This window comes from Amycolatopsis rhabdoformis (assembly GCF_035918295.1).
Taxonomy (GTDB): domain Bacteria; phylum Actinomycetota; class Actinomycetes; order Mycobacteriales; family Pseudonocardiaceae; genus Amycolatopsis; species Amycolatopsis rhabdoformis.
Map to the genome: position 1 here is coordinate 6,545,886 of NZ_CP142149.1, position 17,819 is coordinate 6,563,704.

General features: G+C 69.9%; 14 protein-coding genes. 8 read left to right on the forward strand and 6 right to left on the reverse strand.

Translation table 11 applies throughout. The annotated features are described in order from the left end of the window. Position 1 precedes the first annotated feature (1 nt). The gene (locus VSH64_RS29970) at positions 2 to 595 is read right to left on the reverse strand and encodes a helix-turn-helix transcriptional regulator (protein WP_326566092.1); all 594 of its coding nucleotides are present in this window, start codon (positions 593 to 595) and stop codon (positions 2 to 4) included. 177 nt (positions 596 to 772) lie between these two features. On the opposite strand from VSH64_RS29970, the gene VSH64_RS29975 reads away from it, so the two are divergent. Continuing rightward, on the forward strand, positions 773 to 1,963 hold the full coding sequence (locus VSH64_RS29975; RefSeq protein WP_407655571.1) for a glycoside hydrolase family 3 N-terminal domain-containing protein: 1,191 nt from the start codon (positions 773 to 775) through the stop codon (positions 1,961 to 1,963). Positions 1,964 to 2,021: 58 nt separating this feature from the next. Further along, positions 2,022 to 2,894, forward strand: coding sequence for an oxidoreductase (locus tag VSH64_RS29980; protein ID WP_326566093.1), 873 nt, complete (start codon positions 2,022 to 2,024; stop codon positions 2,892 to 2,894). Here the strand turns inward: VSH64_RS29980 and VSH64_RS29985 are convergent. From VSH64_RS29985 to VSH64_RS30000, 4 genes are read right to left on the reverse strand one after another with little or no spacing between them, the layout of a single operon-like run. Next, positions 2,891 to 3,793 (reverse strand): hypothetical protein, encoded by a 903-nt coding sequence (locus VSH64_RS29985; RefSeq protein WP_326566094.1) that lies wholly within the window; start codon positions 3,791 to 3,793, stop codon positions 2,891 to 2,893. The two genes, VSH64_RS29980 and VSH64_RS29985, sit on opposite strands and share 4 nt — an antisense overlap. After that, positions 3,793 to 6,285, reverse strand: a complete 2,493-nt coding sequence (locus VSH64_RS29990; protein WP_326566095.1) for an Hsp70 family protein — start codon at positions 6,283 to 6,285, stop codon at positions 3,793 to 3,795. The genes VSH64_RS29985 and VSH64_RS29990 overlap by 1 nt, the downstream gene beginning before the upstream one ends. Then, positions 6,269 to 6,808 carry a hypothetical protein gene (locus tag VSH64_RS29995; RefSeq protein ID WP_326566096.1) on the reverse strand — a complete coding sequence of 180 codons (540 nt, stop codon included), beginning with the start codon at positions 6,806 to 6,808 and terminating at the stop codon, positions 6,269 to 6,271. Before VSH64_RS29995 ends, VSH64_RS29990 begins: the two co-directional genes overlap by 17 nt. Beyond that, entirely contained in the window at positions 6,805 to 8,385 is a 1,581-nt protein-coding gene (locus VSH64_RS30000) for a hypothetical protein (protein WP_326566097.1), read from the reverse strand. Before VSH64_RS30000 ends, VSH64_RS29995 begins: the two co-directional genes overlap by 4 nt. Positions 8,386 to 8,511: 126 nt before the next feature. Between VSH64_RS30000 and VSH64_RS30005 the strand changes: the two genes are divergently transcribed. Further along, positions 8,512 to 9,531, forward strand: coding sequence for a C40 family peptidase (locus VSH64_RS30005; protein WP_326566098.1), 1,020 nt, complete (start codon positions 8,512 to 8,514; stop codon positions 9,529 to 9,531). Positions 9,532 to 9,551: 20 nt separating this feature from the next. Continuing rightward, positions 9,552 to 10,067, forward strand: coding sequence for an RNA polymerase sigma factor (locus VSH64_RS30010; protein WP_326566099.1), 516 nt, complete (start codon positions 9,552 to 9,554; stop codon positions 10,065 to 10,067). 1,921 nt (positions 10,068 to 11,988) lie between these two features. Here the strand turns inward: VSH64_RS30010 and VSH64_RS30015 are convergent. After that, positions 11,989 to 13,017 (reverse strand): LacI family DNA-binding transcriptional regulator, encoded by a 1,029-nt coding sequence (locus tag VSH64_RS30015; protein WP_326566100.1) that lies wholly within the window; start codon positions 13,015 to 13,017, stop codon positions 11,989 to 11,991. A gap of 192 nt (positions 13,018 to 13,209) precedes the next feature. On the opposite strand from VSH64_RS30015, the gene VSH64_RS30020 reads away from it, so the two are divergent. Genes VSH64_RS30020 through VSH64_RS30035 form a run of 4 tightly spaced genes read left to right on the forward strand, consistent with a single transcriptional unit; the run spans position 13,210 to position 17,781 of the window. After that, entirely contained in the window at positions 13,210 to 14,523 is a 1,314-nt protein-coding gene (locus tag VSH64_RS30020) for an ABC transporter substrate-binding protein (RefSeq protein ID WP_326566101.1), read from the forward strand. Further along, positions 14,520 to 15,503: a carbohydrate ABC transporter permease gene (locus tag VSH64_RS30025; RefSeq protein ID WP_326566102.1), complete on the forward strand. Its 984-nt coding sequence runs from the start codon at positions 14,520 to 14,522 to the stop codon at positions 15,501 to 15,503. Before VSH64_RS30020 ends, VSH64_RS30025 begins: the two co-directional genes overlap by 4 nt. Then, a complete protein-coding gene (locus VSH64_RS30030; RefSeq protein ID WP_220244166.1) occupies positions 15,500 to 16,345 on the forward strand; it encodes a carbohydrate ABC transporter permease in 846 nt (281 codons plus the stop codon). Before VSH64_RS30025 ends, VSH64_RS30030 begins: the two co-directional genes overlap by 4 nt. Beyond that, a complete protein-coding gene (locus VSH64_RS30035) occupies positions 16,342 to 17,781 on the forward strand; it encodes a GH1 family beta-glucosidase (protein WP_326566103.1) in 1,440 nt (479 codons plus the stop codon). Before VSH64_RS30030 ends, VSH64_RS30035 begins: the two co-directional genes overlap by 4 nt. Positions 17,782 to 17,819: the final 38 nt, after the last annotated feature.

Genomic DNA, 17,819 nt, shown 5'->3' on the forward strand with positions numbered 1-17,819 from the left:
CTCAGATAACACCTGCGCGCAGGGCGTAGGCGACGGCATGCGGTCGGTTGCGCAGCTTCAGCCTATTGGTCATCCCGTAGATGACGTTCTTCACGGTCCGTTCCGAGTAGCAGAGCTTGCCCGCGATCTCCGCGGTGTCCCAGCCCTCGGCCATCAGCCGCAGCACGTCGACCTCACGCGGCGACAGCGCGGCGCCGCCGGCGGTGTGCTGCAGACTCTCGGCCTGGCCCAGCAGGTCACGCAGCGAGGTCTCCTTGCCCGACGCGGCGGCGGTGATGCTGCGCATGAGCCCGTCACCCGCGATGGCCTCGCGCGGCAGCACGGCCACGACGTGGCAGGCGGCCAGCTCCGGCAGCTCCTCGGCGTCCACGTACCCGGCGACGAGCACGATCGCGGCCGGCGTCTCCGAGGCGGCCGCGCGCAGGGCGGCCTTCAGCTCCGGCGTGACGCGACCGGCGGCGAACACGAGCACCGCCGCTTCCCCGCGCCGCGGGCCAGGCAGCACCTGCACCTCGGGCCGCGACCGCAGGTGATCGATGAGTCCCGCGAGCGCGATGGGGTCCGAAGCCCACGCCGCCACCCTGACCTGATCCATCGCTGCTACCTCCCTGAAGAAACACTCATCCCGTGTCTGCCAGTCTGGAGACAGCGGCTTCACAAATTCTCTAGCCGCGGTGAAGTCATTCTTCACGGCGTGAAGTTGGGGTCCCACCAGGGGTTCCGCTACCGTCGCGTCGAACCGAGGACCAAAACATGTAAGGAATTCATGAAGATGCCCGTACGGAGGCGGCTACCTGCGGCGATCGCCACGACCCTACTGGTCGCCGACGTGCTCGCGGGATGTGCTTCCAGCCACACGGTTTCCGGTACCGCGCTGGCGCAGCCGGGCGCCCAGCCGAGCACGAGCGCGGCGCCGACGGCGTCTTCGGAACCCTCCCGGCCACCGTCTTCACGCTCGGTCCCACCGTCTTCATGCGACTCGCTGATCGCCTCACTCGACGTGCGCGCGCGAGTCGCTCAGCTGGTGGTTCCCGGAGTCGACGCGGCGAATCCCGCGGCGGTGACAAAACTTGTCCAGCAGCAGCAGATCGGCGGCTTCTTCGTGGGAGGCAATAAAACCACGCTGTTGCAGAACCACGCGCTCGACGCCGTGCAGCAGGCCGCGAAGATCCCCGTGGCCGTCTCCGTGGACGAAGAGGGCGGGCGCGTGCAGCGCATCGACGACCTCGACGGCTCGATGCCGAGCGCGCGTGAGCTGGCGGCCACCAAGACCCCGGCCGAAGTCCGCGCGCTGGGCGTGCAGCGCGGCAAGCAGCTGCGTGCGCGCGGGATCACGGTGGACTTCGCGCCCGACGCCGACGTGAGCGACGAACCGGACGACGCGGTGATCGGAGACCGTTCGTACAGCTCGGATCCCGCCAAGGTGCGCGAGTACGCGATGGCGTTCGCCGAGGGTCTGCGCCAGGGCGGCGTGACGCCGGTGCTCAAGCACTTCCCGGGTCACGGCCACGGTTCCGGCGACTCGCACAAGGGCACGGTCACCACGCCGCCGCTCGACCAGCTGCGCAAAGTGGACCTGAAGCCGTACGAGGACATCGCCGACTACGGCGCGGTGGAAGTGATGGTGGGTCACCTCGATGTGCCCGGGCTCACGGACGGCGTGCCCGCGTCGATCTCCCCCGCCGCCTACCAGCTGCTGCGTGGCGACTACCACTTCACCGGGCCGATCATCACCGACGACCTCGGCGGCATGAAGGCCATCACCGACCAGTACCCGCTGCCCGAAGCCGTGCTGAAAGCGCTGCAGGCGGGCGCCGACGAGGCGTTGTTCTCCTCGGGCAACGGTGACGTCGGCGCGGTGCTCGACCGGCTCGTGAAGGCGGTGTCGAGCGGTGAGCTGCCCGCGGACCGCGTGGCCGCGTCGGTGAAACGGGTGTTGATGTCGAAGCACGCATGCACCTGATCGGCGTCCACACGGGACTACGCTGGCGGCCGGATCACCGTCCCGGGAGGAGCACCACATGACGACGGACGCCACGGCGGCCGGCACCCTGCAGCTCGGCGAGCTGACCGTGAACCGGATGGGCTTCGGCGCGATGCGCCTGGCCGGTCCCGGAGTCTGGGGGCCGCCGCAGGACCTGGCCGAGGCGTCGGTGGTGCTGCGCGAGGCGCTGGCGCTCGGCGTGAACCACATCGACACGTCGGACTACTACGGCCCGCACACCGTCAACGAGCTGATCCGCACCAACCTCGCGCCCTACGCGGACGACCTGGTGCTGGTCACGAAGGTCGGCGCGCGCCGCAGCGCCGACCGCGGCTGGCCGCCCGCACTGTCGCGTGACGAGCTGGTGTCCGCGGTGCACGACAACCTGCGCAACCTGGCCGTCGAAGCACTCGACGTGGTCAACCTGCGCCTCAGTGACGAAATCGGCAACTACCCGGTCGACGTGTCGATCGTGGAACCGTTTTCCGTGCTGGCCGAGCTGCGGGACCAAGGTCTCATCCGCCACCTCGGCGTGAGCCACGTGACGGCCGAGCAGCTCGACGCCGCCCGCGAGGTCGCGCCGGTGGTGTGCGTGCAGAACGCCTACAACCTCGCGCACCGCGACAACGACGACCTCGTGGACAAGTGCGCCGCGCTCGGCATCGCCTTCGTGCCGTACTTCCCGCTCGGTGGCTTCAGCCCGCTGCAATCTTCGGCGCTCAACGCGTGTGCCGAGCGGCTGTCCGTGAAGCCGATGCAGGTCGCGCTGGCCTGGCTGCTGCAGCGCTCGCCCGCGATCGCCGTGATCCCGGGCACGTCGTCGATGGCACACCTGAAGCAGAACGTCGCGGCGGCCTCGCTCGAGCTGCCGGCCGACGTCGTGGCCGAGCTCGACGCGATCGGCGCCTAGCCCGGGGTCACCTCCAGCGTCACCGAGCGGTTGGCGGCCGCGTCCGTGCCTTCGTGCACGGGCGTGGCCTGGTCCGCGCTGGTGATCGCGAACGTGGTGAGCGGCAGCCCGCTCGCCGTCGCCAGCACCCTCGCCGCGGAAGCCGCGCGGGCCAGCGCGGTCGACGAGCCGCCCGTGGTCGGGCCGCCGGGCACCGCGACACCGTGGCCGATCACGGTCACGCGCACCGCCTGGCCGTCGAGTCCCTTGAGGACCGCACCCCACTGTTCGAGGGCACGCCGGCCCGCGGTGCTGGGGCTGATGGCGTTGGGCCCGAAGAGGCCTTCGTCAAACGTGATGGTCACGGCCGAGCCGGTGGCCACCTGCACGCCGTCGCCGCCCAGCCGCGAAGCCAGCGCCGTCAGCTTCGCCTGCCGGCTTTGTTCGGCCTGCGCCGCCTGCGATTGCGAGGCGTGCAACCGGTCCAGCTCCGCCTGCACCGCGGGGCTCGTGGTGGCGGCCGGTGCGGCCACGGACGCCGGGGCCGGCGACGACCACGGCAGCGTCAGCACGATCGCCGCCACGCCGGCCACGACCACCACCGCCGCACCGGCGACCGCGAGCCGCCGGCCGACCGGCCGCTTGCGCAACCGGCCCGCGCGGATCTTCGCGATCAGCCGCCGCCCGGCCAGCGCCGGCTCGGATTCCGGCGCCAGCTCCAGCACCCGGGCCCACGCCGCGTCGGCCAGGTCCAGCTCGCCGGTCTGCGCGTGCACGCGCGCCAGCAGATCGAGCCGGGCCACGTCGTCGGTGGCCTCGCGCTGCAACAGCTCGACGGCGGCCGCGTACTGGCCGAGGCGAGCGAGGTCGGCCGCCTCGGCGAGCGTCAGCTCTTCGGCGAGGCCGGCGAACACGGTCATCACTTCTCCCCGCGCTGGATGCCGTCGAAGCCGCTGCCCTGCTGATCGGGCGGCAGCAGGGCGCGCAGGCGGCGGTTCACGTCGTTGAGCGCCGGCCAGTTGCGCGAGTTCAACGCGTGGTCGCCTTCGCGGACCAGCTCACGAGCGCGTGCCGGATCGGTCATCCGGTCCTGCGACATGCGCAGGGCGTGGAAGATCTCCTCGTCGAGCCGGCCGTCGCGGCGCAGCAGCAGCACCTGCAGGTCGGTGGCGCGATCGGAGAGGCGTTCGGCGGCCGCGACGTCACGCGTGTCGCGCACGGTCTCGTAGCGGCGTTCGATGTCGGCCAGCTCGGTGCGGTCCTCGGCCGAGCCGACGCTCTCCACGAGCTCGCGGCAGTGCTCGATCTGGTCGCGCAGCCGGGCCATCACGTCCGGGATGCGCAGTTCCTCCTCGATGTCGTCGAGCTCGGCCTGCACCGACCGGATCCGCTCGTCGGCGGCCACGGCCGCACCCTCGTCGTTGGTACTGGAGGTGACCTCGGCGCGCACCGCCGCGACCGTGCCCTTCTCGTCGAGCCGCGCCAGCAGCCCGCGCGCCCGGTCCGACCGCGTGGTCTCGATCTCCGAGCGCAGCTGCTCGTGGCGGGCTTCGAGCTCGTTGAGCTGGCGGCGCAGGGCCGGCACGTCCGGCACCGGGGTGTGGCTCAGGTCCACCTCGGCGTCGAACTGCTCACCGAGCAGCGGCACGTCGGCGATGATCGACACGAGCCGCGACTGGTCCATCTCGAAGGTCACCACCACCTCACTGCCGCGCGGCAGGTCCCGGCGCACGTCCTGGGCCTTGATCTCGATGAGCCCCACCTGCTTGTTGCGCTCCCCGCGGCGGAACTCGCCTTCGGCGATCGGGATGCGGATCACCGAGCCCGAGTCGGTGCGGTGCACGCTCGCGGTGGTGAAGAACGACTGCGTGGCCTGCGCGGGCAGCGGGCGGTTCTTCATCAGCATCGGCGTGAACGTGCCATCGGCCTCGGTCAGCCCCATGCTGTTGACCACGGCCTGGCCCTGCATCTCGTTCACCACGTGCGTGGTCGTGAAGCCCGCCGGGTTCACCGGCACGTGGGCGCCCGCGGGGTCGATCAGCTCGACGTCGAACCGGTTCGCCTGCCGCTCCTGCAGCAGCACGTCGAGCGTGAACGCGCCGCCGGCGGTCAGCGCGACCTCCGCGCTGCGGTAGGCCGGCTGCCGGCGCGAATCGCTCAGCGCCACGCGGAAGCGGCTCCAGTCGGCGCCGCCCGGGGTCTCGAAGCGGCCGGAGACCGGGACGGTGGTGAGGCTGGTGGTGACCGGGTAGGACAGCACTCCGGAGAACTCGCCGCGCTTCGGCACGACCTTGGCGCGGGGCAGGGCGACCGTGCCGGCGTAAATGGCGGCGCCGCGCGCGACGACCGTGCTCGGGTCCTGGCTGTGGTCGAGTTCGATGCCGAGGCCGTCGCTCGGGTCGGCGAGCAGCTCACGCAGGCCCGGTGCCAGCGTGGGGCCGCCGACGAGCAGGAGCCGGTCGATGTCGGACGGCCGCAGGTTCGCGTTGGCCAGCGCCTCGCGGCACAGGTGCACCGCGCGCAGGTAGAACGGCATGGCGAGGCGGTCGACGTCCGCGCGCTGAAGGGTGTACTCGAACGTCTCGGGGGCCCCACCGCCGAGGTCCAACTCGGTCATGATCTGCGCCTGCTCCGTCGAGGACAGCGCGATCTTGGCCGACTCCGCGGCCGCGCGGAGCACCGCGGTGATCCGGACCATGCGCGGATCGTCGGCGGCGAGGTTCGTGAGCCCGAACTCCTTCGCCGCGGCAGGGCCGAGCAGGCTGCTCACGATGGCTGCGTCGATGTTCTTGCCGCCGAGCCCGGTGTCACCCGCGTGGTGCAGCACCGACAATTCGCCTTCGACCGTGCTGACCACGGCCGAGTCGAACGTGCCGCCGCCGAAGTCGAACACCATCCAGTAGGCGCCGCGGCTCTCGTTCTGGAAGCCGTAGGCGAAGGCGGCCGCCGTCGGCTCTTGCACCAGTGGGCACCGAGAGGAGAAGCCGGCGAGCTTCGCCGCTTCGCTGGTCGCCTCCGTCTGGTTGAGTGCGAACGCGGCCGGCACGGTGATCACCGCCGCCTCGGGCGGCTCGCCGAACCGCCGGGCCGCGTCGCCGCGAAGCGACTTGAGCACCTCGGCCGACAGTTCGACCGGCGTCATCGACACCCCGGCCCGGGCAAAGGTGCGCCGTGCGTCCACGTAGCCCATGGCCTGCTTGAACTCGATCTGGACGTTGTCCGGGTCGCGTTCGCGGCGGGATTTCGCCGCGGCGCCGACCTGCACGACACCGGCCTTGGGCAGCCACACGGCCGACGGCGTGTAGTCGCCCTGCAGGTTGTTCTTGACCACCGAGACCTGGCCGCCGTCCAGCACGGCGAGCGCGCTGTTCGTCGTGCCGAGGTCGATGCCGAAATCAATGGTGTCCCGCATCAGCTTCCTCCGCCGTAGTACCGGGGGCGACCGGGCACCCCACGATGACCTGCCCCATCTGGATCCGCCGCCCCGCCAGGTAGATCGAGGGCCGCACCGTCTCCACCACCCGCTCCGACGTGAGGCCCGGCTCGTCCTGGAACAGCAGTGCTTCCAGCGCGAGCCCCGAGTCGAACGGAATGCCGTCGTGGTCCTGGATCCGCACGCCGGCGGCGTCGAGCGCCTCCTGGCTCGCGGACAGGTACCGGCCGGCCTGCTTCGCCACGCGGTCCTCCACCCCGACGAGCTTCTTGCGGGCGCGCCAGAACGCGGTGGCGGCCGCGGCCAGGTCCGATTCGGACAGTGCCGGCTCCGCCGGTTCTCCCGCCGTGTCCCGGCCGGCGTCGTCGACAGCCGTGAGCACGGCCGACACCTGGTCCACGAGCGACCGGAGCCGAGAGCGCTCTTCGGCGCCCCACAAGGGTTCTCCGATGCGGAACTCCGGGTGGTGCCGGCGTTGGCGGCGGTCTTCGCTGGTCGTCACTGCCTTGTCCTCTCCGAGCTCACGTGGGCGGTGCCCACCAGGAGCAGCAGGATCACGGTCACCGCCGGGACCCAGACGGGAATCGGCGTGCCGCCGGCGCGGATCAGCCACAGCACGAGGCCCGCCACGGCGTCGGTCACGAGCAGGCCCGGCAGGCGGCCGTGCCCGGCGGCCGGGTCGCGGGCCAGACCGAGCGTGACGAACAGGCCGGGAACGCCGATGAGCAGCGCCGGCCCCAGCGGCGCCGCGACGAACAGGGCGAGCAGAGTCATCGCGAAGGCCACGTGTGCCAGCGCCATCAGCACCCTTGGCCCGGAGAAGAACCTCCGGGGCCGTCCGCCGTCGCGCAGCTGCCGCATCTGGCCGATCATCCGGCGCGCCTGCTCGCGGTCCTCGGCGCGGGAGGCGACCTCGACGATCCGGTTCAGCACCACGATCGCCTCGTTGTAGCGGCCGCGCTTGATGAGCCGGGTCACCGCGGACCACAGCTGGCCGACGTCGATCGGTGCGGAGACGGGGCTGGTCGGCCGGTACGGCGGCGTCGTGGTCCGCTGCTTGGTGGTGCCCTGCGCGCCGAGCGCGGCCTCTTCGTTGCGCTTGACGGTGGCGATCGTGTCCGGGTCGGTGGTGAACCGGCGGGCGAGCGCGAACACGTCCCTGATCACCCCCACTGACGAGCCGGAGGAATCGGCGAGCGCGACGCCGATGTTGTTCAGCGACACCGCCGCCATCTCCGTGAGGCTCGCCGTGCGGCGGAACTCCGCGCGCGGCACGAGGTCCGCGAGCCGGTCGAGCGGGCCGGCCAGTGATTCGAGGGCCCGGTCGGCCGCGGTGCGCGCCTGGCCTTCGTCGAGCAGCTTGCGCAGGTCCTTGAGCAGGGCTTCCACCCGCGCGTACGTGGGTTCGGCGGCTTCGCTGCGCGCGTCGGCCACCGTGTGCTTGTCACCGCCGAACATCGGCAGGTACTGCACGAGCCGGTGCGGTTCGGTGGACTCGGCCGTGAGCGCGACGAGCGGGGCGAGCAGCGCCTCGGGCAGCGCGCCGCGGATTCCGTCCACAGTGGACTCGTCGAGTCGCCGGTCGCCGAGCACGTCGACGCGGTGGGCGAGGTGGCGCCAGAACGCGTCGTTGCCGAGGGTGGTGGCCCAGCTGCGCGCGGCCTCGTCCCACAGCGGCGCCGGGTGGTCCTCGCTCACTTCGAGTTCGGCCTCGAGCGCGGCGGCGTGGGCGGCGACGGCGAGGTCGTGCTTGTGGTGCAGCTGCGGCGGGCAGCCGCATTCGTCGGGGGTGCCCCAGGTCCAGAACAGCTCGTCGACGAACCGGTGCTCGGTGTTGCCGAGCGCGTCGAACGCCGTGCGGATCTCCTCGGGCGTGGCGTCGGCCGGCACGCCCGGCGGACGCGAACCGCCGACGTCGAGCACGCCGAGGACACGAAGCCGCTGCTCGCGCACGGTGCGCCGCGAGGCCGTGGCCGAGAGACCCGTGAGCCGGAACGGGTTGCGCCGGTAGAGCCGCGGCGTCGCGATCGCTCGCAGCCGCCCGGCCGCCGCCCGCCCGCGGCTCTCGTTCGCACCCATGGCGCAGAAGTTAGGCCGGAAGCGCCGGGAGGGGTCCCGATCGTGGTCCTGCTGCCGGCGCCGGTCCGTGATCCAGGTCACTTCGCGTCAGTGGAACCTCAGGGGCCTGAACGCGTAATAACCGGCATGTTCACCAGAAACGACAGAGCGGGCCGTCGCTGGGGGTGGCCGCTGGCTCTGGCGGTGGTGGTCGTCGCCGGGGTCGCGCAACCCTCGGCGACGGCAGCCCCCGAACCGACTCCCCTCACGAAGTACCGCGACCTCTCGCGCCAGGCCGAGAAGCTGAGCCAGGACCTGCTGGGCGCGCAGGCGGACCTCGACCACAAGCAGGCCGACCTCGACCGCGCGGGCCAGGACCTCGCCGCGGCGAAGACCGCCGGGCAGTCCGCGGCCGCGGACAAGGCCCGGCGCCAGGTGGACGTGGACAAGTTCGCCGGCGCCGCGTTCACCGGCAACGCCGCGATGAACCGCCTGTCGTCCCTGCTCGGCGGCGACTCGATCTCCGACTACCTGCAGCGCTCCTCCGCGCTCGACCTGGTGGCCGCCAACCAGCAGCGCGCCCTCGACACGCTCGCCGACGCGAACCGCGCGGCCGACGCGGCCACGGCGAAGGCCACCGACGCCCAGCACCGCGCCCAGACCGCGCGCGACGCCGCCGCGAAGCTGAAGTCCGACATCCAGGCCCGGCAGAAGTCCCTCGACGACCAGCTGCACCAGCTGGAGTCCGCCGCCCACGACCTGACCTCCACCGACCGCGAAGCCCAGCACGACCAGGGCGACACACCCCCGCCGATCCACGCGTCCGGCGCCGCGCAGGCCGCCATCGACGCGGCCATGAGCCGCCTCGGCAAGCCATACGTGACCGGCGGCACCGGACCCAATTCGTTCGACTGCTCCGGCCTGATGCTCTGGGCCTACGCCCGCGCGGGCATCAGCCTGCCGCGCACCAGCCGAGCGCAATCGACCTTCGGCACGCCCATCCCCCGCAGCCAGCTGCAACCCGGCGACCTGGTGTTCTACTACTCGCCGGTCTCCCACGTCGGCATGTACCTCGGCGACGGCAAGATGATCCACGCGCCCGACACCGGCGACGTCGTGAAGATCTCGCCGCTGCAGAGCCAATACGCCGGCGCCCGCCGCCCCTGAACCACCCCGGGGAACCGTCGATGTCCGTCCGCACCGCCACGGCCGATGAGCTGCTGCCGGTGCTGCACGCCCAGTGGACCCCGCTCGTCCGCCTGGCCACCCTGCTGGTCGACGACCCCGAAACCGCGCGCGACGTGGTACAGGACTGCTACGAAGCCGTGCTCCGCTTGCGGCCGGAGGTAGCCGGCGAGGACCACCTCACCGCCTACCTCCGCCGCGCCGTGGTGAACCGCTCCCGCTCGGCCCTCCGCCGGCGCCACACCGTGCTGCGCTACCTCGCGAAGCTGCGCCCACACACCGCGCCACCCGCCGACCGCGATGTCCTCACCGCCGAAACCCACCGCGAGCTCCTCGGCGCCCTCGACCGCCTCCCCACCCGGCAGCGCGAGGTTCTCGTCCTCCGCTACTACTGCGACCTCACCGAAGCCGACATCGCCCACACCCTCGGCATCCCGGCGGGCACCGTGAAGTCCACGGCCCACCGCGCCCTGGCCACCCTGCGCCGACGGATGGAGGACGGCTCCCGTGAACGATGACCAGCCAACGCGCTCAGCGCTGGAAGACGACCTCGCTGCTGCATTGCGCTCACGAGCCGCAGCTGTGCCGGACACGCCTTGGCACCCTCGGGTGGCGGTGCGGCCACGTCGGTCTGGAGCGGCTCTTGTCGCGGTGGCGGCGTTGGTTTTGGCGCTGGTGGTGGTTTTCGTTGTCCGTGCTCCTGTTGCGGCGCCGCCCGCGGTGTCTGTTTCGGACAGTCCGGGGCGGCTTTCGCCTGGGCATGTCTACTACTCGCTGTCGGTTTCGGAGACCGGCGGTGAGCGTGTGCGTAGCGAGGTTTGGCAGCCGCAGGAGTGGACTGGTGATTGGTTACGGCGCAGCCAGGTGGGTAGTGGGGCCCCGGTGACTGGACGTGGGAAGTGTTTGTCGTTCAACGCTTCCACGTCGGTCGACCCGTGCACCCTCAAACCAGGTTGGACCAATCCGACGCCTGAGTTCCTCGCTCAGGCACCTCGCGACCCGGTCGTGATCGCGGCGCAGTTGGGTGAGGCTGTGGAGGGCGTGGGTTCGACGGCTCGGCGGCCTGGTGGGACTTATGGTGAGTTGGTGATCTTGGTTGGTGCTGCGCGGGCGAATGGGCTGCCTGCCGACCTTTCCCGTGCGCTGCAACGCACTGCGGCGCTTCTGGCACCCGCTTCACTGGCGCGCAACCTGGATGGTGCGCCTGGGACTGCGTATACCGGTGGCGCCGGGAAGCCGACGTTGATCTTCGATGCAGAGGGGACGTATATCGGCAGTCCGACGGAGTCGTTCATCCGAGGTGCGGCGGTGGAAGCTGGTGGGCCGCCGGTCAAGCTGTTCCCTTGATGGAGCTTGGGGCGGTTCGGGTCTTCTGCTGATGCGGTCTTTTGTGCATGGCTTCGGAACAGCGCACCCTAGGCCTCACCCTCGCTGGGCCTGCGTGCCTTGATGTCTCCCGGCTCGGACTGCGACCGTCTTTTGTCCATGGCCTCGCAACAGCGCACCCTAGAACTCGCCCCCGCCAAGTCGGCGCGCCTTAAAGTCTCCCGATTGGGACAGCAACCCTCTTTTGTCCATGGCCTCGCAACAGAGGTCCCCAGCCCTTATTCTCGCCGGGCCGTCGACTTCGACTCCCGCGCAACCACCTTCACAACGCACCGCCAATCCCCCTCCATCCTTTCCCCGGCCGCCCCCCCCCGATTCTTTTACCTCTCTACGGTGCTTGAGTTGTGTCAAGGTACTCTTTCCCGCCTTGACACAACTCAAGCACCGTAGAACGATGGAAAAATCGGGGTGGTGAGCTCCCGGACCTTTCTCGCCGCAGGCGAGGTCTTGCCGCCTCCGGCGGAAAAAGAAGGTGAGACAATGGCTCCCCGAGCGACCATTTTGGCGTCGGTTCGGGGTTGCTTGTCAAGGCGGGAAAGATGCCTTGACAAGCAACCCCGAACCGCGCTGTCGCTTTTCGTCGGGGGCCGGCCGGGGGAAAGGTCGGGGGAAGGGCTAGTGAGAGCTTGACCTTGTGAGGCCCAGTTGCGTCCTGCAGAGGCAAGAACGGGGGACGAGCTGGCGGGAAGTCGAGTCTTCGAAGCCCTGCCACTCATCGCAATCGCAAGAGATCGGGCAAGACACCGAGAACTCAAGCCCTGAAGCCCCGTTGCGCCCGCAGGAGCAAGAACAGGGGCGAACTGGCGGGAAGTCGAGTCTTCCACGCCCTGTTGCTCACGCAAGGGCAAGGACACGGGCAAATTGCCAAAGAACTCCAGCTTTGAAGCCCTGTCACATATCGCAATCACAAAAGATCAGGCAAGTCGCCGAGAACTCAGGCCCTCAATTCCCATTGCACACCCAGAAGAACGAACCGAGCAACAACCCAGCCCTCCACCCAAATCAACCCTGCCACAAATCCAACATCAAGACCGACTCACCAAAAACTCACCCTCAACTGGACTCCCGAACAGTCAACGAAACCGGCAAAACCTTCCTCCCCGACACCGGCTCCTTCCCATCCAACAAACCCATCAACGTCTCCACCATCACCCGCACCTGCTCCCGCGGATCCTGATGCACAGACGTAAGCGGCGGCGTCATCTCCGGCGCAAGCGTCGCGTTGTCATCAAAACTCACCACCGCAACATCCCCCGGCACCGACCGCCCAGCCGATGACAGCGTCCTCAACGCACCCACCGCCATCATGTCGCTGGCCACAAACACAGCATCGAGATCGGGCACACGCTCAAGCAACACACCCATCGCACGCGCCCCACCAGCCAGCGTGAAATCCGCCTCCTCCGCCAGCCCCGACGGATCGAGCCCAGCATCGACAAGCGTCTTCCGCCACCCGGCAAGCCGGTCAATCGGCGCACCCTGATCCTGCGGCCCGGCGATCGTCGCGATCCTCCGCCGCCCGGCGGCGACAAGATGCGACACAGCCAGCCGAGCCCCACCCTCATTGTCGAAATCCACCACGTGCACCCCACGGCGCAGATCGGCAGCCTGGCCACCGAACACCACCGGCACCCGCAACAACCTCAACGCCCGAGGCAGCGGATCCGCCCGGTGCGGCGCGAACACCAGCACCCCATCCACGTGGCCGCCCTCGAGAAACCGGACCGTCCGAGCGAGATCTTCCCGAGTGTCGCTGAAGATCAACACCATCTGACAGCCGACATCCGCCAGCTCCCGGTACCCCGCCCGCATCACCGCCGTCCGGTACGGGTCATCCAGCAGCCGCGCCTCCGGCTCGGACAGCACCACCGCGATCGCACCCGTGCGCCGCGTAACAAGCGACCGTGCGGCCTGGTTCGGTGAATACCCGAGATCGCGCGCCGCCGCCAGCACCTTCTCCCGGGAGCGCGCGCTCACGTAGGTGTCGTCGTTCAGCGCTCGCGACGCGGTGGAGCGCGAGACGCCGGCGAACGCCGCGACGTCTTCCAGCGTCGGACGTTCGTCCTCGGACCGAGGCGCCACGGCAACCCCCTCACTAGTGATCGGCGGCCAGCTTAGCCGCACGCTTCAGGGAGCGCTCCCGGAAGGCCACGCTCCGATAACCACCCTTGACATGGGACCCAGGGCCGCCCACACTCGGCAACCGTCTGGGAGCGCTCCCAGAACGGACTTCCAGACTACCCGACTTTCAAGGGGTTGGCGGTGTTGGCAACGGTGACAACGATCCGGAAGAGCCTGGTCCTCGCACTGGGCATCACGATGACGGCGCTCTCGGTGGCGGCGTGCGGAGGCGGTGGCGGCAGCAGCAGCGGCGGTGACATCCCGGCGGCCGCCGGGCCGAACGAGCACGTGGAGCTCACGCTCGCCACGTTCACGGAGTTCGGCTACGAGGCGCTGATCCCCGAGTACGAGCGGCTGCACCCGAACATCAAGATCACCCACCGCAAAACGGGCCAGGGCGGGCCGTACGCGCAGGACATGATGACCAAGCTCGCGGCGGGCGCCGGCCTGGCCGACGTGCAGGCCGTGGAGGAGGGTCACCTCTCCGACATCCTCGCGAAGTCGTCGAAGTTCTACGACCTCACGCAGATCGGCCCGGCCGACGCGAGCGCGGACCGGTGGCTGCCGTGGAAGTACGACGCCGGCAAGGACAAGAACGGCAAGCTCATCGGCTACGGCACGGACATCGGGCCCGACGCCATGTGCTACCGCAAGGACCTGCTGCAGCAGGCCGGGCTGCCCAGCGACCCGGCGTCGGTGAAGACGATGTTCGCCACCTGGGACAGCTACTTCGCGGCCGGCGCGCAGTACGCGCAGAAGACCGGCAAGGCGTGGTTCGACTCGGCCGCGCAGAACTTCAACGCGATGGTGAACCAGCTGCCCGTGGGCTACCTCGACAAGAGCGACAAGCTCACCGTCGAGTCGAACCAGGGCATCAAGGACGCCTGGACGAAGGTGACCGACGCCGTGGCCAAGGGCGAGTCGGCGAAGCTCACCGCGTTCAGCAACGAGTGGAACTCCGGCTTCCGGCAGAGCGCGTTCGCCACGAAGGTGTGCCCCGCGTGGATGCTCGGCGTGGTCAAGGAGCAGGCGGGGCCGGAGAACGCGGGCAAGTGGGCGGTCACCGACGCGTTCCCGGGTGGCGGCGGCAACTGGGGCGGCTCCTACCTGACCGTGCCGACGCAGAGCAAGCACCCGCGTGAAGCCGCGGCGCTGGCCGCGTGGCTCACCGCACCCGAGCAGCAGCTCAAGGCGTTCGCGGCGAAGGGCACGTTCCCGAGCCAGGTCAAGGCCCTGGAAAGCCCCGAGCTGCTGAGCACCACCGACGCGTACTTCGGCGACGCGAAGGTCGGCGAGCTGTTCGCGGCGCAGGCCAAGAAGGTCACGCAGGCGCAGTACAAGGGCCCGAACGACGGCCAGATCCAGGAGAACGTGACCGCGCCCGCGCTGCAGGCCGTGGAGCAGGGCAAGTCGCCGGCCGAGGGCTGGCAGCAGCTCGTGGACGGCGCGAAGAAGCTCGCCCGGTGACGAGCACCGTCACGCGCGAGAGCGCGCAGGCCGGGGTGCGGCGTCCCGCACCCCGGCCGGGGCTGCGCGACCGGCTGGCCCGCTGGGACGTGAAGGTGTCGCCCTACCTCTACGTGGCACCGTTTTTCCTCGTCTTCGGCATCGTCGGCCTGTTCCCGCTGCTCTACACCGCGTACGTCTCGCTCTTCCACTGGGACGCCGGCGACGACAACCCGGACTTCATCGGCCTCGACAACTTCAAGGAGCTCTTCGCCGACGCGCAGTTCTGGCACTCGCTGGAGAACACCGTCAGCATCTTCCTGCTCTCCAGCGTGCCGCAGCTGATCATCGCGATCCTGCTCGCCGCGCTGCTGTCCACGCGGCTGCGCGGCGCCACCGGCTGGCGCGTGGGCATCCTGCTGCCCTACGCCGCCAGCCTGGTGGCGCTCGGCATCATCTTCGCGAACCTGTTCGGCCCGAAGTACGGCCTGGTCAACGGTCTCCTGCAGACCGTCGGACTGTCCCCTGTGGACTGGCAGGCCAACCGGTTCGCGAGCCACGTGGCCATCGCGATCATGGTCAACTGGCGCTGGACCGGCTACAACGCGCTGATCGTGCTGGCCGCGATGCAGGCCATCCCGAAGGAGCTGCACGAGGCCGCGCTACTCGACGGCGCCGGCACCGTGCGGCGGTTCCGGCACGTGACGCTGCCGCTGCTCAAGCCGACGCTGATCTTCGTCACCATCACCTCCACGATCGGCGGGCTGCAGATCTTCACCGAGCCCAAGCTGTTCGACGCCATGCCGGGCTCGAACAACGGCGGTTCCACGCACCAGTTCCAGACGGTGACGCTGTACCTGTACCAGACGGCGTTCGAGAACTTCGACCTCGGTTACGCGTCGGCGATCGCGTGGGTGCTGTTCCTGATCATCGTGCTCATCGCGGCGGCCAACTACCTGCTCACCGGCCGGATCGCCCGCACCCCGAAGAGGAAACGATGACCACCTTGACCACCCGCGTGAGCCGCCTGGGCAAACCGCGCAAGGCCACCTACTGGGTGCTGGCCGTGTTCGTGCTCGGCTCGCTGTTCCCGTTCTACTGGTCCTTCCTCGTCGCCAGCCGCGACAACGGCATGCTCACCGAACGCGTGCCGCCGCTGCTGCCGGGCGGCAACTTCTTCGCCAACGCGGCGCGCGTGTTCGACACCGTGCCGTTCTGGAAGGCGCTGGCCAACAGCGTGATCGTGTCCGGTACGGTCACGCTCACCACGGTGCTGTTCTCCTCGCTCGCCGGGTTCGCCTTCGCCAAGCTGCGCTTCCGCGGCCGCAACGCGTTGTTCGTGTTCATCGTGGTCACGCTCGCGGTGCCGACGCAGCTGGGCATCATCCCGCTGTTCATCGCGATGTCGAAGCTCGGCTGGGCCGGTGGCCTGCAGGCGGTGATCGTGCCCAACCTGGTGACCGCGTTCGGCGTGTTCTGGATGCGCCAGTACACAGTGGACGCCGTGCCGTACGAGCTGATCGAGGCCGCGCGCGTGGACGGCTGCAGCATGATCCGGATCTTCTGGAACGTGTGCCTGCCGGCCGTGCGCCCCGCGGCCGCGATCCTCGCGATGTTCACGTTCATGATGTCCTGGAACGATTTCCTGTGGCCGCTGGTGGTGCTCGACGTCGGCAACCCGACCGTGCAGGTGGCACTGGAGAAGCTGCAGAGCGGCTACTACGTGGACTACTCGCTGGTGCTCGCCGGCACCACGCTCGCCACGATCCCGATCCTCATCGTCTTCCTCCTGCTCGGCCGCCAGATCGTGGCCGGGATCATGCAAGGTGCCGTGAAAGGGTGACCATGTCCGTAGAACCACAGGCCACCGAAACCGGGCTCGTGTTCCCGCCCGGGTTCGTCTGGGGCGCGGCCACGGCGGCGTTCCAGGTCGAAGGCTCGACCACTGTGGACGGACGCGAGCCGTCGGTGTGGGACACCTTCGCCGCGCGGCCGGGCGCGATCCGCGGCGGCGACACGGGCGAGCCGGCGGCCGACCACTACCGGCGCGCGGGCGAGGACGTGGCGCTGATGCGCTCGCTCGGCCTCGGCGCGTACCGGTTTTCCCTAGCGTGGCCCCGGATCCGGCCGGGCGGCACGCCGAGCGTGCGCGGCATCGCGTTCTACGACCGGCTCGTCGACTCGCTGCTCGCGGCCGGCATCGCGCCGTGGGCCACGCTGTACCACTGGGACCTGCCGCAACGGCTCGAAGACCTCGGCGGCTGGACCGCGCGCGACACGGCGTACCGCTTCGCCGAATACGCGGAGACGATCGTGGGCGTGCTCGGCGACCGCGTGGCCAGCTGGTCCACGCTCAACGAACCGTGGTGCGCGGCGATGCTGGGCTACGCGAAGGGCGTGCACGCGCCGGGCCGCGCCGATCCGGCCGCCGCGGCCGCCGCCGCACACCACCTGCTGCTCGGCCACGGCCTGGCCATGGACGTGCTGCGCCGCGACGCCCCGCGCGTGCCGGCCGGGATCACACTCAACCTCTACCCGGTCACGCCGGATTCCGACGCGCCCGAGGACATCGAGGCCGCCCGGCTGGTCGACGGGCAGCAGAACCGGCTGTTCCTCGACCCGGTCCTGCGTGGCGGCTACCCGGCCGACGTGGTGGCCGACCTCGCGCCGTTCGGGTTCGAGGACGTGGTGCGCCCGGGTGACGAGTCGGTGATCGCCGCGCCGGTCGACTGGCTCGGCGTGAACTACTACCGCGACTACCGCGTGGCCGGCACCCCTCGGCCAGGCAGCTCCCCGGCCGAGGCCGAATGGCTGGGGGCGGGGAACGTGCACTTCGTCCCCGACCCGGCGGCACCGCTCACCGACTCGGGCTGGGAGGTACGCCCGGGCGGGCTCACCACGTCGCTGCTGCAGGTGCACCGCGACTACCGGCCGGTGCCGCTCTACGTGACGGAGAACGGCGCGGCCTACCCCGACGTGCCGCGCGACGGCGAGATCGCCGACACCGACCGCGTCGCGTTCCTCGACGCGCACCTGCGCGCGGCACACGAAGCGCTGGAGCAGGGCGTTGACCTGCGCGGCTACTTCTACTGGTCATTGCTGGACAACTTCGAATGGGCCGAGGGCTACGCGAAACGGTTCGGGCTCGTGCACGTGGACTACGCGACGCAACAGCGAACTCCGAAACGCAGCGCGCGCTGGTACGCGGAAGTGATCGCACGCGGCGTTTTGCAGGATCACCCTGAAAGCGCAACGCACCATTCACCGGGACATCCGTAAATCGACGTACCGGACAAACTGGACGCCTGGTGTTCGCC